The sequence below is a fragment of the Pasteurella sp. WM03 genome (assembly GCF_004570945.1).
In the GTDB taxonomy this organism is placed as follows: Bacteria; Pseudomonadota; Gammaproteobacteria; order Enterobacterales; family Pasteurellaceae; genus Rodentibacter.
Genome location: NZ_SPPO01000003.1, coordinates 173,110 through 197,601 on the forward strand (window position 1 = coordinate 173,110; position 24,492 = coordinate 197,601).

A 24,492-nucleotide genomic window follows, 5' to 3' on the forward strand; every position below is an offset into this window, starting at 1 on the left:
GCCGTTTTTTATTGTTATCGCCACTCACAAAAGTGCGGTGAAAAAATTGCGTGTATTCTATCGGATCTTATTCAGCGTATAAAGTCTTATTTGGCTCACCTGCAATCTCACGAGCAAGTTTAGGCACAAGATAACCGGATGTAAGTGATTGCAAGGTTTTATAAATCACCATAGCTTGTTTATCACTGATTAAAAAATGACTTGCCCCTTGTACCTTATCCAACAAATGTAGGTAATAAGGTAAAATCCCTATTTGAAATAATTTATCACTAAGTTTTTTCAAAATTTGTGCATCATCATTAATGCCTTTCAACAAGACGGATTGGTTAAGGAGCGTTATCCCTGAATGATGAAGTTTTTTCATCGCATAGTCTAAAGGCTCATCAATTTCATTAGGGTGATTAATATGAGTCACCAATACCGCTTGTAAACGGCTATTCGCCAAAATATGACAAAATTCATCGGTGATTCGCTGTGGAATCACCACCGGCAAACGAGTATGAATGCGTAAACGTTGTAAGTGCGGTAGATTTTCGAGACGTTTTATCAACCATTCCAACTCATGATCTTTCGCCATCAGCGGATCGCCACCGGAAAAAATCACCTCTTCAATTTCATCATGTTCGGCGATGTAATCCAGCGCCTGTTGCCAACTTTGTTTATTCCCCGGATTTTCATCATAAGGAAAATGACGGCGAAAGCAATAACGACAATTCACCGCACAACCGCCTTTCACCATAAACAAAAGACGATTGCCATATTTATGCAAAATATTCGGCACAGCATTGGCATTTTGCTCCTCAAGAGGATCCGTTGAAAATCCTTCAGACTGCACAAATTCTAAATCGGAACACATCACTTGCAAAAAAAGCGGATCGTTCGGGTTACCTTTTTCCATCTTTGCGACAAAAGGCTGAGGAACCCGAAGAGCAAAAAGTTTGCGGGCATTTAACGCCTGCTCAAAATCCTTTTCCGGTAACTCAAGGAGTTTTAGCAATATTTTAGGATCAGAAATCGCATGTTTTAGAATCGCGAGCCAATTTTGTTCTTCTCTAAGAACAGGATCTTGAGTTAGAATACGCACTTTTGAAACTGTCTCTATTTTTAGGATATTTAATATGGCTACATATACTACCAGTGATTTCAAACCGGGTCTAAAATTTATGCAAGATGGCGAACCTTGCGTGATCGTTGAAAATGAATTTGTCAAACCGGGAAAAGGTCAAGCATTTACCCGTACCCGTATTCGTAAATTAATTTCCGGCAAAGTGTTGGATGTAAACTTTAAATCCGGTACTTCTGTTGAAGCGGCTGACGTTATGGATCTTAACTTAACCTATTCATACAAAGACGACGCATTTTGGTATTTTATGCACCCTGAAACCTTCGAGCAGTATTCTGCCGATGCAAAAGCAGTGGGAGATGCAGAAAAATGGTTATTAGACCAAGCAGATTGTATCGTTACTCTATGGAACGGTGCGCCAATTACCATAACTCCACCAAACTTCGTTGAATTAGAAATCGTGGATACCGACCCTGGCTTAAAAGGTGATACCGCTGGTACCGGCGGCAAACCGGCAACCCTCAGCACCGGTGCAGTCGTAAAAGTGCCTCTATTCGTTCAAATCGGTGAAGTAATTAAAGTGGATACCCGTTCGGGCGAATATGTTTCTCGTGTGAAATAATCCTTTTTTAGGATAAAAAGAGCGGTCAAAAAATCTCGTGAATTTTTGACCGCTCTTTTGTTTTTCAGCTAGTTAAGAATTCACTCTTTAATTCACTTAACAAGTAATATGAGTTTTGATAGACTTTTTATCAATTTAAAATCTGATTCATCTAATTTCTTTAATTATAGGAGGTCTCTTATGACACAAACAAAAACTTCATTGACAAAATTTGGCTTTGCTGCCCTCGCAGCGTTAATTGTTTCAGCTTGTGGAAGTAGCGGCAGTGGTAGCAGTAGCGATAATCAGCCACAACAAAATAACGCATCAAACAATACTCAACCAAGTCAACCGACAAATAATTCACAAACCAATCAAACATCTAATAACCAAGCTCAAATAAGAAATGGGACAGGTGCAGCATTTGTAATGCCCGGACAAGATGATAATGTTAAGCAGCGAACTGCAACATTAAATGGTTACAACACCACCTCCATAAATGTTGATGGCACCAATATTACTATAGGATATCCAGGTATTCATGCCAACAGTTGGGCAACCATTGGCGACCTAAAAGTATGTTGTGGTCGTTACTCCGATATTCGCTTTGGTGTAAGCGATTCTTATGATGCAGGCTATATGTTCTATAACGGTAACCCAACTCAAAATATGCCAACGTCAGGTACCGCAACTTATTCCGGTGAAGCAATTATTTCAGCCGAAAATGTAGCAGCATTGGAGGATGAAGATTACCACGTTGGTAAATCTGAATTTAATGTCAATTTTGGCGATAAAACACTAAATGGTGCGCTTACAATTCCAAATATTCAACCGGTGGATATTAATGCTAAAATTTCAGGCAATTCATTTACTGGTACTGCAAATTCAGCCTCTTTACCATCAGGTCAGGTAGAAGGGAAATTCTACGGCAATAATGCAAAAGAAATGGCAGGCCTTGCAAGCGATAATAAATCTTGGGGTGCCACTTTCGGTGCAGCAAAACAGTAATAAAATGAACACCTAGAATTATAAAGCAAGCTGTCGTGCTTGCTTTATTCATATCTAAGGGAACTCAAATTAATGAAATCCGGTAAGATTTTCTTTCTACTCTTTCTTCATTGTTTGTCGTCAATGCCCAGACAGAAATGGCAGTTTCCCCGTGTGGGTGAATATCTCCGAGTAAAGTAATCTTTTATTTTTAGTTATTTCAGCCTTTAATTCACTTAACAAGTAATATGAGTTTTGATAGACTTTTTAGCAATTTAGAATCTGACTCATCTTGCGTTAATTATAGGAGATCTTATGACGCAAAAAATTTCATTGGCAAAATTTGGTTTCGCTGCCCTAGCAGCATTAATTGTTTCAGCTTGTGGAAGCAGTGGAAGTGGCGGTAATAGCGATCCGCAACCAATAACACCAGCACAACCTAGCCAACCAAATGTTGAATCTTCACAACCGACACAACCTAGTCAGCCAAACGTTGAGTCTTCACAACCAGAAGTAGTAAATCCTGAGGCTACACCACCGGCAACTGAGCCACAAACGGGCGAAAAAAACGACCAAAATGCAAATGCTACTGAACCACAGCCATCTAATCCGGAACAACCATCAACACCAACAGTGGAACCTACTTACTCAATTGATGAACAAACTGCCGGATTCTTAATTCCTAAATCAGGTGGTAATGTTGAACAATTATTTGTGAGAGAATACGGAAATAATTTCAATGTGATTAATGTTGAAGGTAAATCTATCACACTTATACCTCCAGCTTTCTTCGGTGGTATAAGCTCAATCAAGGATGCAACAAAATTTCGTTATTCAGGTGGAGGTGAAAATATTCGCTGGGGTCTTATCGCTGATAAAGACTTACAAAATCAATATTTGTTAGCTTACGGTGTGAACCGGACAAGCAATATGCCGACCTCTGGATCAGCCACTTATGAAGGTAATGGTGCTCATACTTACTCTATAACAGATGATGGCACCATTGATACCTTTGTTCCAACAAAAGCTAAACTTACTGCTAACTTCTCAGATAAAACCTTATCAGGTAACCTAACAACTGAGAGTAACAAGGTTATTGATATTTCTGCCAACATCAACGGTAACAAATTCTACGGTACAAGTTCAGCCGGTACTGAAACAGCGGGTGGATTCTACGGTAACAATGCAAGCGAGCTAGCAGGTAGTTACATCAATACCAAAGAAAGCTACCTTGGTGTGTATGGTGCGAAAAAACAATAATTTTCCTCTTTGTTCATTTAATAAAGCAAGCCGTTGTGCTTGCTTTATTTCTATCTTTATATAATACAAAATGAAATTAACGAAAACTTTATTAGCTACACTATTGGGCGTAATATGTTCCGCCGTTGTGCAAGCAGAAATAGCACAACCGAAAAATGACCTAACCAATGATCGCATTCAGATCGCAACACCAAAACTTAGTGAACAAACACCAAATGTCGCAACAGAAGAAAAATCTACCATTTCAATGACCAAGGAACAACTTGCTCAATATCCGGATTTGATTGTTCGTGGAATGATTCCTGCCGTACTACAAAATAATAGCGAAGCAGTAGAAATTTTGCTCCCGCTTTACAAAAATTTGCCCAATCAAGATCCTACTTTGTTAACCTGGGCTGAAGCAATTGTCCTGCGTCAACAAGGGGATTTTCCACAGGCAGTAAAACATTATCGTGCTTTATTTAGTGAATATTCCGACATTATCGCTTTACGCTATCAATTAGCCCAAGTACTCTTTTTAAATAATGATAACGAATCAGCAAAAGACCAATTCCAAAAACTGCGTGCGGAAAAAGTCTCGCCGGAAACCATTCAGGTTATCGATCAATATTTATCTGCCTTAAACAAACGTAATCAATGGAAAGTGAATGGTGGAATCAGTTATTTAAATGAATCAAACATCAATAATGCTCCCAAAGTCGGCACAAAAATTGGCAACTGGCTTGCTTGGGAAAGAGAAAGTGCTCAAGGTTTTTCCTATTATTTAAATGCTGAGAAAAAATGGTCTTGGGCGAATAACGTTTTCACAAAATTCCAGTTTGAAGGGCAAGGAAAATATTTTTGGGATAACAAGAAATATAATGAAATAAATCTTCGGATAGGTGCAGGTTTAGGCTATCAAACCGCACGCTTTGAGAGTTCGCTCTCTCCCTTTATAGAAAAACGTTGGTATGGCGGTGGATCATCAGGCAGCGAGGCATTAAAACAATATTCCAAAAATTCCGGTATTCGATTAGAAACAAACTATTGGCTAAATGAAAAATGGCAAATTTCGACCGCACTTGAATATGGTGAACAACGTTATGACTGGCGGAAACATTTAAATGGTAATAATTATCTTTGGTCAAATACCCTACTTTATATTCCAAAGAGTGGGCAATATTGGGTTGCAGGTATCGATTATAATCGTGAAAATACCCGTGATCGCGATAATGCTTACCAAAGAAAAAATATTCGTTTAGGCTGGGGACAAGAATGGGCTTTCGGTATTTCCACCCGATTAAACCTTGCCTATGCAAGGCGAGTATATAAAGACATTGATTTCTTCCAAATTCGTCAGAAAAATAATGAGTATTTTACTGCACTAACCTTGTGGCATCGTGATTTCTATTTTTGGGGAATGACACCAAAACTAACCTGGACGTATCAAAAAATAAAAAGTAACCACCCTTTTTATCGTTATGATAAAAACCGTATTTATTTAGAAATGAGTAAAACATTTTAACTAAGGATACACAATATGACACTCACACAACGATACAAACAAGCCGCTAAGGAAGCGAGATGGGCATTAGGGCTCAGCTTCTTATATGTGATCGGTTGGTGTTTATGCGCTTACTTACCAAAAGAAACTTTAGGTCCAATCGGTTTCCCCCTTTGGTTTGAGCTTTCCTGCATCTATTTACCGATTTTGTTTATCGTTGTCGGCTATTGGGTCATCAAAATTGTCTATCTGGATATTTCCTTAGAAATCAAAGATAAGGGAGATAAACAATGAATCTCGGCATCATTCTTCCTTTAATCATCTACCTCACTTTTGTATTTGGGGCGGCGATCTATGCTTATGTGAAGCGAACAAAAGGCGATTTTTTAACAGAATATTATGTCGGAAATCGCTCAATGACAGGTTTTGTGCTTGCCATGACCACTGCCTCTACCTATGCCAGCGCCAGTTCTTTTGTCGGGGGGCCGGGAGCCGCCTATAAATATGGATTGGGTTGGGTATTGTTAGCCATGATCCAAGTGCCTGCCGTATGGCTTGCTTTGGGCGTATTAGGCAAAAAATTTGCTCTCCTTTCAAGAGAAACGAACGCCCTCACCATCAATGATCTTTTCTTGTATCGCTACAAAAATAAATACCTTGTTTGGGTTTCAAGTCTTGCCTTATTACTCGCTTTTTTTGCGGCGATGACCGTGCAATTTATCGGTGGTGCACGATTACTTGAAACGACCATTGGGATTTCTTATACACAGGCGCTTTTACTTTTCGCCTTCACGGTGGGGATTTATACATTTATCGGCGGCTTCCGTGCCGTGGTGCTGACTGATACCATTCAAGGCACCGTGATGATTATCGGTACGGTGATTTTACTAGGCGGTACCATTTATGCTCTTGGTGGCGTAGAAAGTGCGGTCAATAAATTAACCGAAATTGATCCTGCCTTAGTCAGCCCTTATGGAGCGAACGATATGCTCGGTTTTCAATTTATGGCTTCATTTTGGGTGCTCGTCTGTTTTGGTGTGGTAGGGCTACCACACACAGCGGTGCGTTGTATGGCATTTAAAGACAGTAAAGCTCTGCACCGAGGGATGTTGATCGGCACCATTGTGCTTTCTTTAATTATGTTCGGAATGCACTTATCCGGTGCATTAGGGCGTGCTATTATCCCTAATTTAACCATTGCGGATCAAGTTATCCCCACCCTCATGTTGCAAGTTCTTCCACCTATTGTGGCAGGGATTTTCTTAGCCGCCCCGATGTCTGCCATAATGTCCACCATTGATGCACAGCTGATTCAATCATCATCAATTTTTGTCAAAGATTTATATCTTTCTGCCAAGCCAAATGCGGCTAAAAATGAGAAAAAAATCAGCTATTTTTCTTCCATTATTACGCTGATTTTAACCGCACTTTTAATTCTTGCTGCTCTTAATCCGCCAGATATGATTATTTGGCTGAACTTGTTCGCTTTTGGTGGATTGGAAGCCGCCTTTTTATGGGTTATCGTGTTAGGAATTTATTGGGATAAAGCCAATGCTTACGGGGCATTAAGCTCAATGATTGTCGGCTTAGGCAGTTATATTTTACTCACGCAACTCAATACGAAACTGCTTGGATTCCATCAAATCGTGCCGGCATTAACATTCGGTTTAATCGCATTTTTAGTGGGGAATAAATTGGGTGAGATCCGTATGAAAAAACTGCGGAAAAAATCACCGCACTTGAGGAATTAACCGATATTATGTGGCAGGGACACAGACCTGAAATAAAATCAAATTTTTAATATGTTATTACTGGACACAAGATATGTGTCCCTACAAATAAACAAAAAATAATGCTCTATCAAATTATCGCTCTGCTGCTTTGGAGTAGCTCATTAATCGCTGCTAAATTCACCTATTCTATGATGGATCCCGTGCTTGTCGTTCAAGTGCGGTTAATTATTGCAATGATTTTCGTCTTTCCCCTCTTTTTACGTCGTTGGAAAAAAATTAGCTATCCCATGAGAAAACAATTGTGGTGGCTCGCCTTTTTTAACTATACCGCCGTTTTCTTATTACAATTTATCGGCTTGAAATATACTTCTGCTTCCAGTGCGGTCACGATGATTGGGCTAGAACCTCTTCTTGTCGTATTCGTTGGCCATTTCTTTTTCAAAGACAAAGCAAAATGGTTCCATTGGCTCTTCGGTGGTCTCGCATTTTTAGGCGTTGCCGTGATGATTAATGGTGGACAACACCATGAAGGGATCAATGAAATTAGCTTATTTGGTTGTTTATTAGTGTTATCGGCAGGTATTATTTTTGCCTGTGTGTTGCGTTGGACACAATCTATTGTCGCCAAAATATCTACTCAAGCCTATACTTCAGCAACCCTTGTATTAGGTACAATCACCACATTGCCCTTCACCTTAGTGTTAACCGAAAACTGGGAAATTCATTTGAATGGATACGGTATCATCGGATTATTTTATCTCGCTATCGGTTGTAGTTGGCTCGCTTACTGGCTGTGGAATAAGGGGCTAAATAGTGTAGATGCCAACCTTTCCGGCGTTTTAGTCTCTCTTGAGCCCCTATTTGGTATTTTATTTGCAGTTTTATTACTTGGCGAAACGCTTTCATTTTCAACCGCACTTGGCATCACAATCATTATGTTTGCCACACTTGGTTCGACGTTACTGCCGAAATTTTTGAAAAAATCGGTATAATGCACCCCATATTCACCCAATGATGAACATACAGCAACTGCATAAGCCGGGTTTATCTGTAGGGACACACTGAGTATGTCCCTTATAAAACCAATTTATTTCAATATGTTACGGACATACGCATGTCGTGTATCTCTACGTTTTATTGACATTCTTATTCGTGCATTTGCTATAAATATCGCAAACAAAGGAAAAATATATGGCTTGGATTCAAATTCGCCTAAACAGCACAAATGAAAAAGCAGAACAAATCAGTGATTTTTTAGAAGAAATCGGTTCGGTGTCCATCACATTTATGGATAGCCAAGATACGCCGATTTTTGAACCTTTACCGGGTGAAACCCGCCTTTGGGGTAATACGGATGTGATTGCCTTATTTGATGCGGAAACCAATATGACGGAAATTGTTGATTTGCTAAAACAAGCAGGGCATTTAGATGAAAATACCGCCTACAAAGTTGAACAAATTGCAGATAAAGACTGGGAGCGGGAATGGATGGATAATTTCCATCCTATGCAATTTGGTAAACGTTTGTGGATTTGTCCAAGTTGGCGTGAAGTGCCGGATGAAAATGCGGTCAATGTCATGCTTGATCCCGGCCTCGCATTTGGTACCGGTACACACCCTACTACAGCCCTTTGTTTAGAATGGTTAGACGGGTTAGATCTGGAAGGTAAAACAGTAATTGATTTTGGTTGTGGTTCAGGCATTTTAGCCATCGCCACATTAAAGCTAGGCGCCAAGAACGCAATCGGAATTGACATCGATCCTCAAGCTATTCTTGCCAGCCGTAATAATGCGGAGCAAAACGGTGTGGCGGATCGTTTACAACTCTTTTTATCTGATGAGAAACCGGAAAATCTAAAAGCTGATGTTGTTGTTGCCAATATTCTCGCCGGTCCATTAAAAGAGCTTTATCCTGTAATTAGTCAGCTTGTAAAAGAAAACGGCGAACTTGGCTTATCCGGTATTTTAGAAACCCAAGCCCAATCCGTGTGCGAAGCTTACACACAAACGTTTACTTTAGATCCTGTATCCGTGCGTGAAGAGTGGTGTCGTATTACAGGTAAATTAAAAAACCATTAATTTCTTTTTGTCAATCAAAAAAAGTGTATTTTTTGAACAAATTTCACTTTGCAAACTAGGGTAAAATGCGTATGATAGCACGCCTTATCGGTTGTCGCCCCTATTCAGTGATAATAGTGGTGACGATAATGGATTTAGGTTGGCTTAGGTGGTAAAGATAAAATGCGAATCGGTTCATACCAGTTAAAAAATCGTGTTTTACTCGCCCCAATGGCTGGCATTACCGATAAGCCCTTTCGTCGTCTTTGTACGCATTATGGTGCAGGGCTCACATTCTCAGAAATGATGTCCGCCAATCCGCAGGTTTGGCATACGGAGAAATCTAAACTTCGTTTAGCCCATAGTGATGACTTAGGCATTAATGCCGTGCAAATTGCAGGTTCCGATCCATTAGAAATGGCACAGGCTGCTGCTATTAATGTGGAATACGGCGCAGAAATTATCGACATCAATATGGGATGTCCCGCTAAAAAGGTAAATCGCAAACTCGCAGGCTCAGCCTTATTGCAATTTCCTGAATTGGTAGAAAACATTCTACAGGAAGTGGTCAATGCCGTTAATGTACCTGTTACTTTAAAAATTCGCACCGGCTGGGATAAATCCCATCGAAATTGTATACAAATCGGTAAAATTGCCGAACAATCGGGTATTCAAGCTTTAACGATTCATGGGCGGACGAGAGAATGTCTGTTTGAAGGTGAAGCTGAATACGACAATATTCGTGCAGTCAAAAGCGCTATTTCAATTCCAGTAATTGCAAATGGCGATATTGATTCTGCTGAAAAAGCAAAAACAGTGCTTGATTATACAGGTGCTGATGCAATTATGATCGGTCGTGCTGCACTCGGTAATCCATGGCTATTTCAAGCAGTAGATGCCTTCATTGAGCATGATTCGATAATTCAAACACCGAGTCTAAGTGAAAAGTGCGGTCAAATCTTGCATCATATTAAAGAATTACATCAATTCTATGGTGAGCAGAAAGGTTATCGTATTGCACGTAAACATGTAGCTTGGTATTTACAGGGAATTCAACCCAATTCCGTTTTTAGACAGACTTTTAACACAATTAGTGATCCTAAAGAGCAGCTTATTGTGTTGGAAGAGTTTTTAAATTCAATTTTGGATAGAGAGAAATGTTAGAACAACAAAGTAGTCCATCTGAAGCATTAACCGTTTCAGTTTTAAACGCTCAATCACAAGTAACCAATAAACCATTACGTGATTCTGTTAAACAAGCATTACGTAACTATTTATCACAATTAGATGGTCAAGATGTGAATGATCTTTACGAATTAGTATTATCGGAAGTTGAACACCCTATGTTGGATATGGTTATGCAATATACCCGCGGTAACCAAACCCGTGCTGCTAATATGCTTGGTATCAATCGTGGCACCTTGCGCAAAAAATTGAAAAAATACGGTATGGGTTAATCAAATTCCTCCGATAAATTAATGCTAAAAATTGCCTACTTAACTCAAGTAGGCTTTTTTCTTCCATTAAAAAACAAGTCATCCAACTCCATTATTTCTCTTCATAATCAGTCGGCTAATAGGCATACTCATTGGGGAATTTCTCCATTCATGCTATCCTAAGCGACTTTTTCAAAAAATATGACTGTTATGACACAAAACCACTTAAGCCAACAACGATTTTCAGATCTTGCTTTACACCCTATCGTATTAAAAGCATTGCAAAATAATAAATTTGAATATTGCACACCTATCCAAGCCCTTTCATTACCGATCACATTGAAAGGCAGAGATGTTGCCGGACAAGCGCAAACCGGTACGGGTAAAACCTTAGCTTTTTTAACGGCGACTTTTCACCATTTACTCAATAATCCCCAAAATAGCATTCGTTACAATCAACCAAGAGCCCTCATTCTGGCTCCAACTCGTGAACTTGCGGTACAAATTAGTCATGATTCAGAGTTGTTTACAAAAATAACCGGATTAAAAACCGCACTTGCTTATGGTGGCGAGGGCTATGACAAACAATTACAAGCCATTGAACAGGGTGTAGATATCTTAATTGGCACAACAGGGCGCGTGATTGATTATGTCAAGCAAGGGATTATTCATTTAGATCAAATTCAAGTGGTTGTATTAGATGAGGCAGATCGAATGTTTGATCTCGGTTTTATTCGCGATATTCGTTATTTACTGCGTAAATGTCCTGTGCCTCAACATCGTCTAACGATGCTCTTTTCTGCCACGCTTTCTTACAAAGTGCGGGAGCTTGCTTTTGAAGATATGAATACTCCGGAATACATCGAAATTGAGCCGGAACAAAAAACCGGGCATCGTATTAAAGAAGAATTATTTTATCCATCAAATAGTGACAAAATGGCATTATTATTGACACTCATTGAGGAAGAATGGCCGGATCGCTGTATTGTGTTTGCCAATACTAAACATAGATGTGAAGAAATTTGGGGTTATTTGGCGGCTGATGGACATCGGGTAGGATTACTAACCGGTGATATTGCACAGAAAAAGCGCCTTTCTTTGTTAAAACAATTTACTGATGGTCAGTTAGATATTCTCGTAGCCACCGATGTTGCTGCACGAGGTTTACATATCTCGGATGTTACCCATGTCTTTAATTATGATTTACCGGATGATCGTGAAGATTATGTCCATCGCATTGGACGTACCGGTCGTGCCGGTGAAAGTGGGGTTTCTATTAGCTTTGCATGCGAGGAATATGCGATGAACTTACCGGCCATTGAAGAATATATCGGGCATTCAATTCCTGTCAGCCAGTATGATTCGACTTCTCTATTAAATTTACCAAAACCACTTCGGTTGAAATCAAAATTTAACAATCATACCCGCACGCTATCAAGAAATCATCGCACCTATTGATAATGAATTTTATAAACAAAAAAGCAGAGATAAAACTCTGCTTTTTTTATCCATTATTGTAAACTAAAACGAATAGGAACAGAAAGTTTGCTTGCAAGACCTGCCGGTTTAGGGCCTACCGGTTTTGCGTTTTGCACGGCTTTCAATGCCGCATTATCTAGACTCTCATCACCCGAGGATCTCACAATATTTTCACCACTCAACACGCCATCATGCCCGATATTAAACGATATGTGAACAATACCTTGTTTACGCATCATTTTAGCCCTTGTCGGATATTGTTTACGACGCTCAATTTCACGATATAACGCAGCCTTATAAGTAGCAATTTCATTCGTATTTGAGCCACTTCCAACCATATTGGACTGAGTATTAACCATACCGGTACTCGTCGCCTTTGAACTTACTGAAGAGGTAGAATTTATATTTCTTTCTCCAACCGGTAAATTTTTTGGCAAGGTTTGTCCTGTTTCTTTAGGTTTCACCTCTTTTTTAGGTTTTTCTTTTTGTGGTTTTGCCTTATCTTTTGGTTTTTCTGGCTTTCTCTCCGGCTCTTTTTTCTTCTCAACTTCAGCTTTCTTAGTTGGATCAGCAATAATCTCCTTTTGCAATAGTTCAGATTCAGCTTTTTGAGGTAATGGTTCCGAAGGCGATTCCTCCACACGCATCCCTTGTATCATTTCCATAGAAATACTGGTTGCTAATTCACCTGCATGACTATTCGCACTATCATTTCCTTTATGCCAGTTCCACAATAATACACTTACAACCGCCCCATGAATAAAAAGAGAAATAAGTAAACCTAAAAATGAACGTTTAACTTGTTTCATTGCTTTTCCTATTTCGTCGCTGCTTCCGCTATTACAGATTTTGAACTACTCCCTCTATCCTTCATTGATACGATTGCCACATTCTTAATTTCATTTTTGGCCAGTAAATCAGTAATATTAACAAAATCTTGAAAACTCGCTTCTGCATCAATTTTTAATGTTACTTTTTGTGCTTTATTCCAATGATTAACTTCCGTTTCTAGCGCCTCCCGAGAGATAGGTTTATCATTAAAATAAAGCTCACCTTTCTGAGTAACCGTTACAAGTTTGGCAAGTTCATCAGATTTAAACGCAACAGCCGTACTCGCTTTTGGTACATTAACTTGAATTTTACCCTGTGAAATAAACGAAGCCGTAATTAGTACAATCGCTAACAGCACCAACATAATATCAATGAAAGGAATAATATTAATTTCATCAAATCTCTTCACGATTATTCCTTATCTTTTTGTGAATTTAATACTTTCCACTTTAAGCGGTTTACTTCAATCTTACGATTTAAGCCGTTATAAAAAATCATTGAAGGGATAGCGACTAAAATACCAAGAGCCGTCGCCTTTAATGCTAAAGAGAGGTGTAGCATAATTTCACCGGCATCTACATCGCCTCCCCCCTGACCAATTTGATAAAACGTCAATAAAATACCAATGACCGTACCTAATAAACCAACATAAGGTGCATTTGCCCCTACTGTTGAAATAATAGTCATATTTCGGTTCAGATCGATATCTAATGCATGGATATTAGCGTACTTACTTACATTTATTTTAGTTAAGAAAATAAAGCGCTCAATAACCATGGCAAGCATAAGAACGCTCATAACAAGTAAAAGCCCGATAATGATGTAGTCACTGTACTGTTGTAAAAATTCAAAAAGTTGAGGCATTTCCTATCCTTAAAAAACAATTGAGAATTGATTTCAATTAGATTACAAATTCTAACAAAAGGAAAAGAGATCGTAAATACGAATTGGATAAACACGGGAATTTTTAACCGCACTTTTTTAATGCTGATCCCGTTCCCACAGTTCTGCATATTTCACAAATGTAGAGTGGGCAGAAAGTATAGCCAGTAAAAAACCTTGCTTTCCATCTAAGAAACCAGCTTTCAAAATATACATTTTGACAAAACAGGCAATAGCATGGCTTGAACCTTGCCAGAGTGTCGCCTTTTTATTTTTTGCTTGGCGTTGGTCTGCCCAAGCTTTTGCATAATTGGCTGATTTCACGAGATAGTGATGAATGCTTTTATAAGTGAAATGTTGTAAATCACCTTCCAATTTTTCAACACGGGTATGGCTTGGATAGCGAACTTTTTCATGTACTAATGAGTCATCATAGCCAGCATAATCTGTACGATATAAACGTACTACGTAGTCAGGGTACCAACCCGAATGACGAATTTCACGTCCAAATACTTCGCTGACCCGTGGGATCTTAAACACGGTATTTTCTGCATTTTGTTGCACCGCCTGTTTAATTGAGGCCTGCAATTCAGGTGTCACCCGTTCATCGGCATCCAACCAAAATACATAGTCACAGGTAACATATTGTTGAGCGATCTGACGTTGTTTACCAAAGCCGGGCCAGTCGGTATTCTCATAAAATTTTACCCCATAGCTTAGCGCAATTTCCTTTGTATTATCGGTACTGCCTGAATCTAAAATGATGATTTCATCTACCCAATCTTTCACTGTATCTAGGCACAATGCAAGATCTTTAGCTTCATTTTTTACAATCATCGCAACACTAATTGTTGGCATATTCTGATCCTTTTTTTGCTATACTACCCAAAATTTTTTCCAGTATAACCGAATTTAATCTATGTGGCGTTTTTTTTATACCGGCATAATGTATTTGAGTCTACCCTTGCTACTTTTCTTTATGTGGATAAGAAGTTTCAAAGCTCCTAACTATCGTAAAAGATTAGGCGAGCGATATGGGTTTTATGGAAATTTGGCTCGCCCGAATGCAAACGGTGTGATTATTCACGCAGCATCTGTTGGAGAGGTGATCGCCGCGACACCTTTAGTTCGTCGTATTCAACAGCACTACCCCGATTTACCTATTATTTTCACTACAGTGACGCCAACAGGATCTGATCGCGTGAAAGATGCCTTTGGTGATACAGTGAATCACTACTATTTACCTTATGATATTCCTTGGGCAATCAATCGTTTTATTGATTTTGTTCAACCCAAACTTTGTATTGTGATTGAAACAGAACTTTGGCCGAACTTAATTCAACAACTGTACCGACATAATGTGCCGTTTATTGTTGCAAATGCCCGTTTATCCGCTCGTTCTGCAAAACGCTATGATAAGGTACGACGACACTTACAGGGAATGTGGTCGCAAATTAGCTTAGTTGCGCCCCAAGATAAAATCAGTGAGAAACGTTTTATCGATTTGGGTTATCCAAAAGAAAAAATTAATCTGACCGGTAATATCAAGTATGATTTAACCGTCAGCCAGACCTTGCTTGAAAAAATTCAAATATTGAATGAGCAATGGGGGGGAGAGCGTCAAATCTGGATTGCAGCAAGCACACACGAAGGGGAAGAAGAAATGATTTTGCAAGCACATCGTCAGTTGCTGAGAAAATACCCTAACTTACTTTTACTCCTCGTCCCTCGCCATCCGGAGCGATTTAATTCAGTCGCCATGTTAATTGAAAAAGAAAAATTTCAATTTATTCGCCGCTCCTCCGGTGAATTGCCCAATGCCAATACCCAAGTGATTTTGGGCGATACCATGGGCGAAATGATGCTGATGTATGGTGTTTCTGATATTGCTTTTGTTGGGGGAAGTCTTGTCAAGCACGGGGGACATAACCCTCTTGAACCCTTGGCATTTAAGATCCCGGTTATTAGTGGGAAACATACCTTTAATTTCCCTGAAGTTTTTAGAACACTCGTAGAAGTGCAAGGCGTATTGGAAATTAATTCAACTGTTGAGGCATTAGAGCGAGCCGTTGAGTCATTACTTGACTCAAAAAAGGTGTGTTTGCGTTTAGGTCATTCAGGTTATGAAGTATTAATGGAAAATCGGGGCGCATTATCGCGTTTATTTGATTTATTAAAGCCTTATTTGGAGCGTAAAGTATGACAACGGTGATTTACCCTGGCACTTTTGATCCTATCACAAACGGACACTTGGATATTATTGAGCGAAGTGCGGTCATTTTTCCCAAAGTTTTCGTGGCGGTGGCGAATAGCCCGAGTAAAAAGCCGTTATTTTCTTTGGATGAACGCATTGAACTTGCCCGACAATCCGTTGCACATTTAGCGAATGTTGAAGTCTTTGGTTTCTCCGATTTGTTGGCGAATGTCATTAAAGCCCGTAATGTTGCGGCGGTTATCCGTGGTGTGCGAACGACAACCGATTTTGAATACGAACTCCAGCTCGCTTCCCTTAATCGACTACTTACAAACGGCGTTGAAAGTCTTTTCTTTCCACCGACTGAAAAATGGACGTTTGTCTCATCCACTATCGTGCGTGAAATTTATTTACATGGTGGCGATGTGGCTGAACTTGTACCACCGGCTGTCTTCAATGCCTTGCAAGAACGATGCCAAAAATAGCCTTCATTTTAACCGCACTTTTTGCCTTATCCGGCTGTGGTACCGTGGTGAAATTGGTTGATCCTTCGCAAGATTATACCGCCTATGCTGGTGTCTCCTATGACTTAGAAATGGCGAAACAATGGGGCGTACCGATTTTGGATTTGCCTCTCTCCTTTTTACTCGATACTGTTTTACTGCCCTACGCATGGGCTCAATAACAATGATGAAACTGAATCCCCAACAACAACACGCAGTAGAATGTGTGACCGGTCCCTGCTTGGTGCTTGCCGGTGCAGGTTCCGGAAAAACTCGTGTGATTATTAATAAAATTGCGCACTTGATCGCAAAGTGCGGTTATTCTCCGAAACAAATTGCGGCGGTGACCTTCACTAATAAAGCCGCACGAGAAATGAAAGAGCGGGTGGCGCATTCTATCGGAAAAGAGCGAACCAAAGGTTTGACAGTTTCCACCTTTCATACTCTCGGTTTTGACATCATCAAACGGGAATACAAGGTATTGGGTTTCAAAGCCAATATGACCTTGTTTGATGAACACGATCAATTTGCTTTGTTAAAAGAACTCACCGCAGATGTGTTGAAAGAAGACAAAGATCTGCTGCGTGAATTAACTTCGGTGATTTCCAATTGGAAAAATGATTTAGTTTCACCAAAGCAAGCCTATGCTTTAGCACGGGATGCGAAATATCAAACCTTTGCCAAATGTTATGAACGTTATGCGACACAAATTCGTGCTTATAATGCGTTAGATTTTGACGATTTGATTATGCTTCCCACTTTATTGTTCAAACAAAATGAAGAAGTGCGGTCAAAATGGCAGGAAAAAATTCGTTATTTGTTGGTCGATGAATATCAAGACACTAACACCAGCCAATATGAGTTAATCAAATTGCTGGTGGGGAAACGAGACTGTTTTACCGTGGTGGGGGATGATGACCAATCCATTTATTCCTGGCGTGGGGCAAAACCGGAGAATATGGTGCGTTTGCGTGATGATTTTCCTAATTTACAAGTGATTAAATTGGAACAAAATTACCGCTCCACTCAGCGTATTTTGCATTGTGCCAATATTTTGATTGATAACAATCAACACGTGTTCGACAAAAAATTGTTTTCTAACATCGGCGAGGGTGAAAAATTATTGGTGATTGAAGCGAAGAATGAAGAACACGAAGCTGAACGCATTGTTGCCGAATTGATCGCTCATCGTTTTAGTCGCAAGACAAAATATAAGGATTACGCGATTTTGTATCGAGGCAATCATCAATCCCGTTTGTTGGAAAAAGTGTTAATGCAAAACCGTATTCCCTATAAAATTTCCGGTGGCACTTCTTTTTTCTCTCGTGCGGAAATTAAAGACATGATGGCGTATTTGCGTTTGGTCGTAAATCAAGATGACGATGCAGCATTTTTGCGTATCGTAAATACGCCAAAACGTGAGATCGGCGCGACAACCTTACAAAAACTGGGCGAGCTTGCACAGGAAAAACATATAAGCCTATTTGAGGCGATTTTTGAGTTTGAGCTTATTCAACGGGTGACACCGAAAGCCTATAATGCCCTCCAAAAATTTGGACGCTGGATAGTCGAATTAAATGACGAAGTGCAACGTTCGGAACCGGAACATGCCGTTCGTGCTATGTTGTCCACCATTCATTATGAAGAATATTTGTACGAATATGCCACCACGCCAAAAGCCGCTGAAATGCAAAGTAAAAATGTTGCCACATTGTTTGATTGGGTGGCGGATATGCTGAAAGGCGATGAAACCAATGAACCAATGAACCTTAATCAAGTAGTCACTCGTTTAACCTTGCGTGATATGTTGGAACGAGGTGAAGATGATGAGGAAAGCGATCAAGTCCAGTTGATGACGTTACATGCCTCGAAAGGACTAGAATTTCCTTACGTGTATTTGATCGGTATGGAAGAAGGCATTTTGCCACATCAAACCAGTATTGATGAAGATAATATAGAAGAAGAACGCCGCTTGGCTTATGTGGGGATCACAAGGGCTCAGAAGGAACTAACTTTTTCCCTATGCCGAGAACGTCGTCAATATGGCGAGCTGATTCGCCCAGAACCGAGCCGATTTTTAACTGAATTACCGTATGATGATGTGCTTTGGGAACGAGATAAACCCAAACTGACGACGGAACAAAAACAGCAGCAGACACAAAGTCAGCTAGATCGTTTACGTTCCATTTTGAATGGTTAAAAAGTGCGGTCGGAAAAACGAACGTTTTACTCAACGCACTTTATTTACACAATCTGAAGAGAAAATATTCAAACGCATTACCTTTTTCAAAAAAGGGTTTGACATATTTTCAAAAAAACGTATCATACCGCCCACACACCGATTGTGGTGAGATGGCCGAGAGGCTGAAGGCGCTCCCCTGCTAAGGGAGTATGGGGTCAAAAACTCCATCGAGGGTTCGAATCCCTCTCTCACCGCCATTTGTGGTTTTATTTATTCTGCACCCGTAGCTCAGCTGGATAGAGTACTCGGCTACGAACCGAGCGGTCAGAGGTTCGAATCCTCTCGGGTGCGCCATTTTAGAACGGCTCTATCTTAATAAAATGGTTAGGAGTAATTAAACATTATTTACGCACCCGTAGCTCAGCTGGATAGAGTACTCGGCTACGAACCGAGCGGTCAAAGGTTCGAATCCTTTCGGGTGCGCCATTTCCCTCTTATCTTTCGTTTCTAATAATTTCCACTAACTAATTTAATTAGATAGTATTTTATCTTCCATCACGATCATCAATATTTTTCAATAAATAATTTCCATTGACGTCAGCAAGGCTACGGAATCCTACGTTTGTAATTTTGTAAGAATGCTGGGTTTTATAAATAAAATTATCGTGATGATGACCATGGAAGATATGTTTTACCCCCATTTTTTCTGCAAGCTCATTAATCACTTGAAATCCCATAGGGTGCGGTTTTGGTGCTTCATGACAAATTAAAATATCAGCCTGTTTATTTTCAAGCATTTCAATATCGGAAGGAAAAATTGATGTACGATGACGTAGCGGCACACCACCACGCCAAATCTTTTCTTGTGAACTATATTGGCAATAATGGATAGGATCAAAAAACATTGGACGATTTGGCGGCATCCAAATTTGACCACGGAATACCCCACCTAATCCGGCAATATACACTCCTTGAATTTCCTCTACACGATTGTGTAAATTGCGATTTTTCCATTCCGAACCCCAAATAGCCTCAAACGCTGAGACAGTTTTGCTATCGTGATTGCCGTGAATAAACCAAATATCACAATATTTCGCGAGCTTATCCAATTCACAGGGCGAGGTCAGTTGCAAGTCACCCAAAATAATCAACGCAACATTGTCGTTTTCTTGTACAAAGGGATAGAGATGTTCATAACTTCCGTGTGGATCACCTGCAAATAGAATCATCTTATTTACTCTTTAATGTTTTTGGACCGTTTTGTAAATTGTCCAATTCTTCTTCATTTAATATTTTTTCAATCACCGATTTAACTTGATTGTAACGATCTAAATAGCTTGGTGATTCAATCTCAATGTAAGGCACTTTGTATTTATCTAACAATTTTTTAAGCAATTGTTGGAATTGTTGACGTTGTTTTTGAGATCCTAAACTACGCAAACCGTCATCTACCCACTTGGTGTTATTTTTTAGCAAAATTGTGACATCAAAGGGGTATTCTTTGATCATGGAATCAAGGAAAGGGTGGGCTTTTCCTTCGTATTGAATACAAAATGCTTGCGTGGTAATAAAATCTGTATCAATAAAGGCGATTTTATGTGCGTGGCGAACGGCATAATCAATGTAACGCTGGTGTCCCAATGCCATTTGCGGATAGTCTGAATACTGCATAGCTTGCTCATCACCGCCCAGTTTTTCAAACACGAACTCACGCCCGTATTCCCATGCAGATGTGGTGTTAAATACCGCAGCAAGTTTATTCACCAACACACTTTTACCGCTGCTTTCCCCGCCTAAAATGGCGACGGTTTTGGCAAAAAACGGACGAACTTCTTTCGGAATAAATTTCCAATATTGAAAAGGAGTGGTACGAATTTTGGTTGCTGACACATTAAAGAATGTGCGGTCGGGATCCACTAAAGAAACCTCTAAACCTAAATATTTTTCATAAGGGGCTTTATCCTGTGGTTCACTACTGAAAACCACGGAGGGTTCAAATTCTTTTTCTCTGAATAAAGTTTTTACTGCCTCGCTCCAAGCCTGCCAGCCGTTAGGGTAACTCGGAATACCGTCTTCGATTAAATGGTGGATAAAAATCTGATTTTTTTGATATTTGAAGATTTGTTGCATCCAGCGTAAGCGGTCTTGCACGGTAGGCATACGTTTCATTTTGCTATCGTAAAAGAGCTTCAAATCACGTTCGGTATCGCTACACACAATCACGTGTAATTCATCGACTTTACTAAACGCCTCATAAATCATATTAATATGACCGGTATGCACGGGATAAAACTTCCCAAAAATAACACCGATTTTTTTCTCTTGGACTGCTGACATGCTTTACCTGACAATCACATAAGGATTAAGTGCACGTATTGTAGGCTAAATGCAAATATTTTTCACGTTCTGATTTTGCACCTGACGATTTTACGCTATACTTTATGCTCATTCTCAGGGCAGGGTGAAATTCCCAACCGGCGGTAGAGCCCGCGAGCACTTAAAAAGTGCGGTCAATTTTTAACGAGAATTTGACGCATTAAACGCTTTTTAAGGTTAGCAGATTTGGTGTAATTCCAAAGCCGACAGTAAAGTCTGGATGAAAGAGAATAAAGCGGATTGGAATCCCAACCCGTTCTTTCTATTTACATTTCTCAGCCCTGATTCTGGTTAATTTTAATCTAAGAAATAAAGGAAATTACGATGAATCAGTCTATTTTATCTCCATTCGGTACAACTGCCGAAGAACGTGTACTTAATGCTATCCAAGCCTTTAAAAACGGCAACGGTGTATTGGTATTAGATGATGAAAATCGCGAAAACGAAGGGGATTTAATCTTCCCGGCGGAAACCATCACCACCGAGCAAATGGCGAAATTAATCCGTTACGGTAGCGGTATCGTGTGTTTGTGCATTACGGAAGAGCTTTGCCAACAACTTGATTTACCACCAATGGTGGAAAACAACAATAGCGTAAACAAAACCGCTTTTACCGTGACTATTGAAGCCGCGAAAGGCGTATCCACAGGAGTATCTGCCGCTGATCGCGTTACCACAATTCAAGCTGCTGTTGCAGATAACGCCGTGCCGACCGATTTACATCGTCCCGGTCATATTTTCCCGCTTCGTGCGGTAAATGGCGGTGTACTTGCCCGCCGTGGTCATACAGAAGCCTCTGTCGATTTAGCCCGTCTTGCCGGTTTTAAACCGGCCGGTGTCATTTGCGAAATTACCAACGATGACGGCACCATGGCTCGCGCACCTGAAATTGTTGAATTTGCACAAAAATTTGGTTACATCGTGCTGACGATAGAGGATTTGGTCGAATATCGCTTGGCGCACCAAGTTTAATTTGGGGGACAAATAAAAGAGCGGTTAAAATTACAGAGATTTTTAACCGCTCTTTTATCTAACTATTTTTTCTAAATTCCCTTGGTGTCATGCCAAATTCTTTCTTAAATACGGAATAAAAGTATTGAATGGAAGGATAGCCGCAAATCTCGGCGATTTCTTGAATGGAAATGTCAGTTTGTTGTAATAAATTCTTTGCACGCGAGATTTTTTCTTCGTGAATCACCTGATGAATAGTTTTATTCATCGCATTTTTGAAACGTTGCTCAAGATTAGAGCGTGATGTTTCAAGATGATCCAATACTTGTTCCACTTTTATGCCTTGGCACGCACGGTGGCGAATATAATGCATCGCTTGCATTACGAGGGGATCATGTAGCGAGCGATAATCGGTGGAGTTTCTCGAATGTATGGTGATAGGTGGAATTAAAATCGGCGTATGGGAGACTTTTTGCCCATTTAGCTGACGATGTAGCAATTTGGCGGCTTGATAGCCAATTTCTCGAGTGCCTTGTTCGACAGATGAAAGGGAGACTCGAGATAGATACTGAATCAATTCCTCATTATCAATACCCACTACGCAAAGTTCTTCCGGGACGGCGATTTTGCTGTATTCACAGGCTTGCAATAGATGTCTCGCTCGTGCATCGGTGACGGCAACGATGCCTGTATGAGGCGGCAAAGTTTTTAACCAATTGATGAGTTTTGCTTGTTCAGTCAGCCAATTTTGTGCGTCAATTTGTCCGCATTCATAGAGGTAGAGCGGATAATGATTTTTTTCCATTAATTCAATAAATGCATTCTTTCGTTCCTTTGACCAATGCTTTTCGGTTTCTACTTGTATCCCGTAAAAAGCAAATTGAGACAGCCCTTTTTGTTGAAGGTGCGAAAGAGCAAGTTCAACAAGGGCGAAATTATCGGTTGCAACATAAGGAAAGTGCGGATAAAAATGAGGCTGTTTATAAGAGCCGCCAACGGCAATCGTAGGAATTTGGGAGTGTTCAAGTAATTCCGCCGTTTTAGGATCATCAAAATCGGCAATAATGCCGTCAATAGATAAATGGTTTATGCTGTCGGCATGGTAAATAAATTCATCTTCTACGAATATATCCCACGTACATTGTGAAGCCTGAATATATTGCCCAATGCCCTCCACCACTTGCCTATCATAGACTTTATTGGCATTAAATAAGAGTGCGATTTTGTAGTATTGCTCCGCCATTGTTTTGTCCGTTGATTGGGTTGTAAGAAATATAGCGGAAAATGGATTTTTATAAAAGTGCGGATAGAAAAATCGCCATTTTTCAATGGCGATAATATGTTACATTTTTTTCTTGCTACTGGTATCAATCCATACGGCAAGTAATAAAATTGCACCCTTGACGATATATTGCCAGAACGTCGGGACATCAAGCATACTCATGCCGTTATCTAATAATGCAATAATCAACGCACCAATGACTACACCGAAGACACTCCCGACACCACCTGCCAAACTCGCACCGCCAATGACACAAGCAGCAATGGCGTCTAGTTCGGCATTTTGTCCGGCAGAAGGTGAGCCAGCACCTAAACGGGCACTTAAAATTAATCCGGCAATGGCGACTAATACCCCATTCATAGCAAAGATGATGAGCTTAGTTTTTTCTACGTTAATACCGGATAATTTGGCTGCCTCAATATTTCCCCCAATGGCGTAAACATGGCGACCGAAAGCGGTTTTACGGGAAAGAAATAACCCAAATATAGCGAGAATGGCAAGCACTAATACGGGAAACGGAATGCCGCGATAATCGTTTAATAAATAAATGGCACCTAATACAATGATGGCAAACAAGGCATATTTTGAAAAATCTTTTGATAATGGAGGAACGTTAAGTTGAAGCTGCTGGCGGCTTTTGCGTTGGTAATTCCCCCAGAGAACAAAACCAATGACCGCTATTCCGCCAAGTATAAATCCGGTTATATCGGAAAGATAACCTTGCCCAATGATCGTCATTGAACCGCTAATCGGAGATACGGTCGTGCCATTGGTGAGACCGATTAAGATTCCGCGGAACGCGAGATAACCGGCGAGTGTGACGATAAATGAAGGGACTTTACGATAGGCAACCCACCAGCCGTTCCAAATACCGAAGAGTAAACCTAAAGCAAGGGTTGCAATGATTGTGATAGGGAGCGGCAATCCCCACCAGACATCTGCAATGGCGGCAAATCCCCCCAATAGTCCCATTAGAGAACCAACGGATAAATCAATCTCGGCAGAGATAATGACAAATACCATGCCAATGGCAAGAATACCGGTGATTGATGTTTGACGCAGTAGATTAGAAATATTTCGTGCACTTAAATAAGCACCGTCCGTTGTAATAGTGAAAAATACCATAATCACCGCTATGGCAATTAACATAATATAAACTTGTAAATTTACGGATTTTAACTTAAACATAGA

General features: G+C 40.1%; 24 protein-coding genes, 3 tRNA genes, 1 pseudogene and 1 riboswitch. Of the genes and pseudogenes, 19 read left to right on the plus strand and 9 right to left on the minus strand.

The genetic code is table 11. From position 1 onward, the window contains the following. Nucleotides 1–67: 67 nt before the first annotated feature. Nucleotides 68–1,084, minus strand: a complete 1,017-nt coding sequence (gene epmB, locus E4T92_RS04755) for an EF-P beta-lysylation protein EpmB (RefSeq protein WP_135093648.1) — start codon at nt 1,082–1,084, stop codon at nt 68–70. A 34-nt stretch (nt 1,085–1,118) separates the two neighbouring features. Between epmB and efp the strand changes: the two genes are divergently transcribed. From efp to rhlB, 11 genes are all read left to right on the plus strand, one after another. After that, nucleotides 1,119–1,685: an elongation factor P gene (gene efp, locus E4T92_RS04760; RefSeq protein WP_135093649.1), complete on the plus strand. Its 567-nt coding sequence runs from the start codon at nt 1,119–1,121 to the stop codon at nt 1,683–1,685. A gap of 180 nt (nt 1,686–1,865) precedes the next feature. Next, nucleotides 1,866–2,672 (plus strand): Slam-dependent surface lipoprotein, encoded by an 807-nt coding sequence (locus tag E4T92_RS04765; RefSeq protein WP_135093650.1) that lies wholly within the window; start codon nt 1,866–1,868, stop codon nt 2,670–2,672. Nucleotides 2,673–2,966: 294 nt separating this feature from the next. Beyond that, the gene (locus E4T92_RS04770; RefSeq protein ID WP_135093651.1) at nt 2,967–3,911 is read left to right on the plus strand and encodes a Slam-dependent surface lipoprotein; all 945 of its coding nucleotides are present in this window, start codon (nt 2,967–2,969) and stop codon (nt 3,909–3,911) included. 70 nt (nt 3,912–3,981) lie between these two features. Next, nucleotides 3,982–5,415 carry a surface lipoprotein assembly modifier gene (locus E4T92_RS04775; RefSeq protein WP_135093652.1) on the plus strand — a complete coding sequence of 478 codons (1,434 nt, stop codon included), beginning with the start codon at nt 3,982–3,984 and terminating at the stop codon, nt 5,413–5,415. A gap of 15 nt (nt 5,416–5,430) precedes the next feature. Continuing rightward, nucleotides 5,431–5,688, plus strand: coding sequence for a DUF997 family protein (locus tag E4T92_RS04780; protein ID WP_077542539.1), 258 nt, complete (start codon nt 5,431–5,433; stop codon nt 5,686–5,688). Then, nucleotides 5,685–7,145 (plus strand): sodium/pantothenate symporter, encoded by a 1,461-nt coding sequence (panF, locus tag E4T92_RS04785; RefSeq protein ID WP_135093653.1) that lies wholly within the window; start codon nt 5,685–5,687, stop codon nt 7,143–7,145. Before E4T92_RS04780 ends, panF begins: the two co-directional genes overlap by 4 nt. Before the next feature lie 101 nt (nt 7,146–7,246). Further along, nucleotides 7,247–8,119: a DMT family transporter gene (locus E4T92_RS04790; protein ID WP_077542541.1), complete on the plus strand. Its 873-nt coding sequence runs from the start codon at nt 7,247–7,249 to the stop codon at nt 8,117–8,119. A 199-nt stretch (nt 8,120–8,318) separates the two neighbouring features. Further along, the gene (prmA, locus tag E4T92_RS04795) at nt 8,319–9,206 is read left to right on the plus strand and encodes a 50S ribosomal protein L11 methyltransferase (protein ID WP_135093654.1); all 888 of its coding nucleotides are present in this window, start codon (nt 8,319–8,321) and stop codon (nt 9,204–9,206) included. Nucleotides 9,207–9,368: 162 nt separating this feature from the next. Further along, a complete protein-coding gene (gene dusB, locus E4T92_RS04800; protein WP_135093655.1) occupies nt 9,369–10,349 on the plus strand; it encodes a tRNA dihydrouridine synthase DusB in 981 nt (326 codons plus the stop codon). Then, entirely contained in the window at nt 10,343–10,642 is a 300-nt protein-coding gene (gene fis / locus E4T92_RS04805) for a DNA-binding transcriptional regulator Fis (RefSeq protein ID WP_135093656.1), read from the plus strand. The genes dusB and fis overlap by 7 nt, the downstream gene beginning before the upstream one ends. Nucleotides 10,643–10,831: 189 nt before the next feature. Then, nucleotides 10,832–12,079 (plus strand): ATP-dependent RNA helicase RhlB, encoded by a 1,248-nt coding sequence (gene rhlB, locus E4T92_RS04810; protein WP_167754007.1) that lies wholly within the window; start codon nt 10,832–10,834, stop codon nt 12,077–12,079. A 53-nt stretch (nt 12,080–12,132) separates the two neighbouring features. Here the strand turns inward: rhlB and E4T92_RS04815 are convergent, their stop codons facing one another. The 4 genes from E4T92_RS04815 to E4T92_RS04830 all read right to left on the minus strand — a co-directional run bounded on the left by E4T92_RS04815 (nt 12,133) and on the right by E4T92_RS04830 (nt 14,671). Further along, nucleotides 12,133–12,909, minus strand: coding sequence for an energy transducer TonB (locus E4T92_RS04815; protein ID WP_135093658.1), 777 nt, complete (start codon nt 12,907–12,909; stop codon nt 12,133–12,135). An 8-nt stretch (nt 12,910–12,917) separates the two neighbouring features. Continuing rightward, nucleotides 12,918–13,340: a TonB system transport protein ExbD gene (exbD, locus tag E4T92_RS04820; protein ID WP_077542546.1), complete on the minus strand. Its 423-nt coding sequence runs from the start codon at nt 13,338–13,340 to the stop codon at nt 12,918–12,920. A gap of 2 nt (nt 13,341–13,342) precedes the next feature. Next, complete coding sequence (exbB, locus tag E4T92_RS04825) at nt 13,343–13,795, minus strand: TonB-system energizer ExbB (protein WP_077542547.1); 453 nt, start codon at nt 13,793–13,795, stop codon at nt 13,343–13,345. Between the two features lie 117 nt (nt 13,796–13,912). Further along, the gene (locus tag E4T92_RS04830) at nt 13,913–14,671 is read right to left on the minus strand and encodes a glycosyltransferase family 2 protein (RefSeq protein ID WP_135093659.1); all 759 of its coding nucleotides are present in this window, start codon (nt 14,669–14,671) and stop codon (nt 13,913–13,915) included. Between the two features lie 61 nt (nt 14,672–14,732). Here E4T92_RS04830 and waaA point away from each other — a divergent pair, with 61 nt between their 5' ends. From waaA to E4T92_RS04865, 7 genes are all read left to right on the plus strand, one after another. Beyond that, nucleotides 14,733–16,016: a lipid IV(A) 3-deoxy-D-manno-octulosonic acid transferase gene (gene waaA / locus E4T92_RS04835; RefSeq protein ID WP_135093660.1), complete on the plus strand. Its 1,284-nt coding sequence runs from the start codon at nt 14,733–14,735 to the stop codon at nt 16,014–16,016. Then, nucleotides 16,013–16,492: a pantetheine-phosphate adenylyltransferase gene (coaD, locus tag E4T92_RS04840; protein ID WP_135093661.1), complete on the plus strand. Its 480-nt coding sequence runs from the start codon at nt 16,013–16,015 to the stop codon at nt 16,490–16,492. Before waaA ends, coaD begins: the two co-directional genes overlap by 4 nt. Beyond that, nucleotides 16,480–16,692: a YceK/YidQ family lipoprotein gene (locus tag E4T92_RS04845; protein ID WP_135093662.1), complete on the plus strand. Its 213-nt coding sequence runs from the start codon at nt 16,480–16,482 to the stop codon at nt 16,690–16,692. Before coaD ends, E4T92_RS04845 begins: the two co-directional genes overlap by 13 nt. A 5-nt stretch (nt 16,693–16,697) precedes the next feature. Beyond that, a complete protein-coding gene (gene rep / locus E4T92_RS04850) occupies nt 16,698–18,710 on the plus strand; it encodes a DNA helicase Rep (RefSeq protein ID WP_135093709.1) in 2,013 nt (670 codons plus the stop codon). 146 nt (nt 18,711–18,856) lie between these two features. Next, nucleotides 18,857–18,949: transfer RNA gene (locus tag E4T92_RS04855), tRNA-Ser, on the plus strand. Nucleotides 18,950–18,969: 20 nt separating this feature from the next. Continuing rightward, a tRNA-Arg gene (locus E4T92_RS04860) sits at nt 18,970–19,046 on the plus strand. Between the two features lie 55 nt (nt 19,047–19,101). After that, nucleotides 19,102–19,178 (plus strand) — tRNA-Arg (locus E4T92_RS04865). Between the two features lie 59 nt (nt 19,179–19,237). On the opposite strand, the gene E4T92_RS04870 is transcribed toward E4T92_RS04865, so the two are convergent. Further along, nucleotides 19,238–19,921: a metallophosphoesterase gene (locus E4T92_RS04870; RefSeq protein ID WP_077542552.1), complete on the minus strand. Its 684-nt coding sequence runs from the start codon at nt 19,919–19,921 to the stop codon at nt 19,238–19,240. A gap of 1 nt (nt 19,922) precedes the next feature. Then, a pseudogene (gene nadR / locus E4T92_RS04875) lies at nt 19,923–21,141 on the minus strand (multifunctional transcriptional regulator/nicotinamide-nucleotide adenylyltransferase/ribosylnicotinamide kinase NadR). Next, nucleotides 21,136–21,304: riboswitch (FMN riboswitch) on the plus strand. (Overlaps the previous pseudogene by 6 nt.) A gap of 88 nt (nt 21,305–21,392) precedes the next feature. Between nadR and ribB the strand changes: the two are divergent. Next, nucleotides 21,393–22,040 carry a 3,4-dihydroxy-2-butanone-4-phosphate synthase gene (gene ribB, locus E4T92_RS04880; RefSeq protein WP_135093664.1) on the plus strand — a complete coding sequence of 216 codons (648 nt, stop codon included), beginning with the start codon at nt 21,393–21,395 and terminating at the stop codon, nt 22,038–22,040. Nucleotides 22,041–22,098: 58 nt separating this feature from the next. On the opposite strand, the gene E4T92_RS04885 is transcribed toward ribB, so the two are convergent. After that, the gene (locus E4T92_RS04885) at nt 22,099–23,262 is read right to left on the minus strand and encodes a XylR family transcriptional regulator (protein WP_135093665.1); all 1,164 of its coding nucleotides are present in this window, start codon (nt 23,260–23,262) and stop codon (nt 22,099–22,101) included. 99 nt (nt 23,263–23,361) lie between these two features. Then, nucleotides 23,362–24,489 (minus strand): sugar ABC transporter permease, encoded by a 1,128-nt coding sequence (locus E4T92_RS04890; protein WP_135093666.1) that lies wholly within the window; start codon nt 24,487–24,489, stop codon nt 23,362–23,364. Nucleotides 24,490–24,492: the final 3 nt, after the last annotated feature.

Coding starts and splice junctions, on each gene's coding strand:
- E4T92_RS04885 (WP_135093665.1), bottom strand. CDS start 23,262: ATGGCGGAGCAATACTACAAAATCGCACTCTTATTTAATGCCAATAAA.
- E4T92_RS04780 (WP_077542539.1), top strand. CDS start 5,431: ATGACACTCACACAACGATACAAACAAGCCGCTAAGGAAGCGAGATGG.
- E4T92_RS04845 (WP_135093662.1), top strand. CDS start 16,480: ATGCCAAAAATAGCCTTCATTTTAACCGCACTTTTTGCCTTATCCGGC.
- E4T92_RS04870 (WP_077542552.1), bottom strand. CDS start 19,921: ATGATTCTATTTGCAGGTGATCCACACGGAAGTTATGAACATCTCTAT.
- panF (WP_135093653.1), top strand. CDS start 5,685: ATGAATCTCGGCATCATTCTTCCTTTAATCATCTACCTCACTTTTGTA.
- E4T92_RS04770 (WP_135093651.1), top strand. CDS start 2,967: ATGACGCAAAAAATTTCATTGGCAAAATTTGGTTTCGCTGCCCTAGCA.
- rep (WP_135093709.1), top strand. CDS start 16,698: ATGAAACTGAATCCCCAACAACAACACGCAGTAGAATGTGTGACCGGT.
- E4T92_RS04830 (WP_135093659.1), bottom strand. CDS start 14,671: ATGCCAACAATTAGTGTTGCGATGATTGTAAAAAATGAAGCTAAAGAT.
- dusB (WP_135093655.1), top strand. CDS start 9,369: ATGCGAATCGGTTCATACCAGTTAAAAAATCGTGTTTTACTCGCCCCA.
- E4T92_RS04765 (WP_135093650.1), top strand. CDS start 1,866: ATGACACAAACAAAAACTTCATTGACAAAATTTGGCTTTGCTGCCCTC.
- E4T92_RS04890 (WP_135093666.1), bottom strand. CDS start 24,489: ATGTTTAAGTTAAAATCCGTAAATTTACAAGTTTATATTATGTTAATT.
- exbB (WP_077542547.1), bottom strand. CDS start 13,795: ATGCCTCAACTTTTTGAATTTTTACAACAGTACAGTGACTACATCATT.
- prmA (WP_135093654.1), top strand. CDS start 8,319: ATGGCTTGGATTCAAATTCGCCTAAACAGCACAAATGAAAAAGCAGAA.
- E4T92_RS04790 (WP_077542541.1), top strand. CDS start 7,247: ATGCTCTATCAAATTATCGCTCTGCTGCTTTGGAGTAGCTCATTAATC.
- E4T92_RS04775 (WP_135093652.1), top strand. CDS start 3,982: ATGAAATTAACGAAAACTTTATTAGCTACACTATTGGGCGTAATATGT.
- efp (WP_135093649.1), top strand. CDS start 1,119: ATGGCTACATATACTACCAGTGATTTCAAACCGGGTCTAAAATTTATG.
- waaA (WP_135093660.1), top strand. CDS start 14,733: ATGTGGCGTTTTTTTTATACCGGCATAATGTATTTGAGTCTACCCTTG.
- ribB (WP_135093664.1), top strand. CDS start 21,393: ATGAATCAGTCTATTTTATCTCCATTCGGTACAACTGCCGAAGAACGT.
- E4T92_RS04815 (WP_135093658.1), bottom strand. CDS start 12,909: ATGAAACAAGTTAAACGTTCATTTTTAGGTTTACTTATTTCTCTTTTT.
- coaD (WP_135093661.1), top strand. CDS start 16,013: ATGACAACGGTGATTTACCCTGGCACTTTTGATCCTATCACAAACGGA.
- rhlB (WP_167754007.1), top strand. CDS start 10,832: ATGACACAAAACCACTTAAGCCAACAACGATTTTCAGATCTTGCTTTA.
- fis (WP_135093656.1), top strand. CDS start 10,343: ATGTTAGAACAACAAAGTAGTCCATCTGAAGCATTAACCGTTTCAGTT.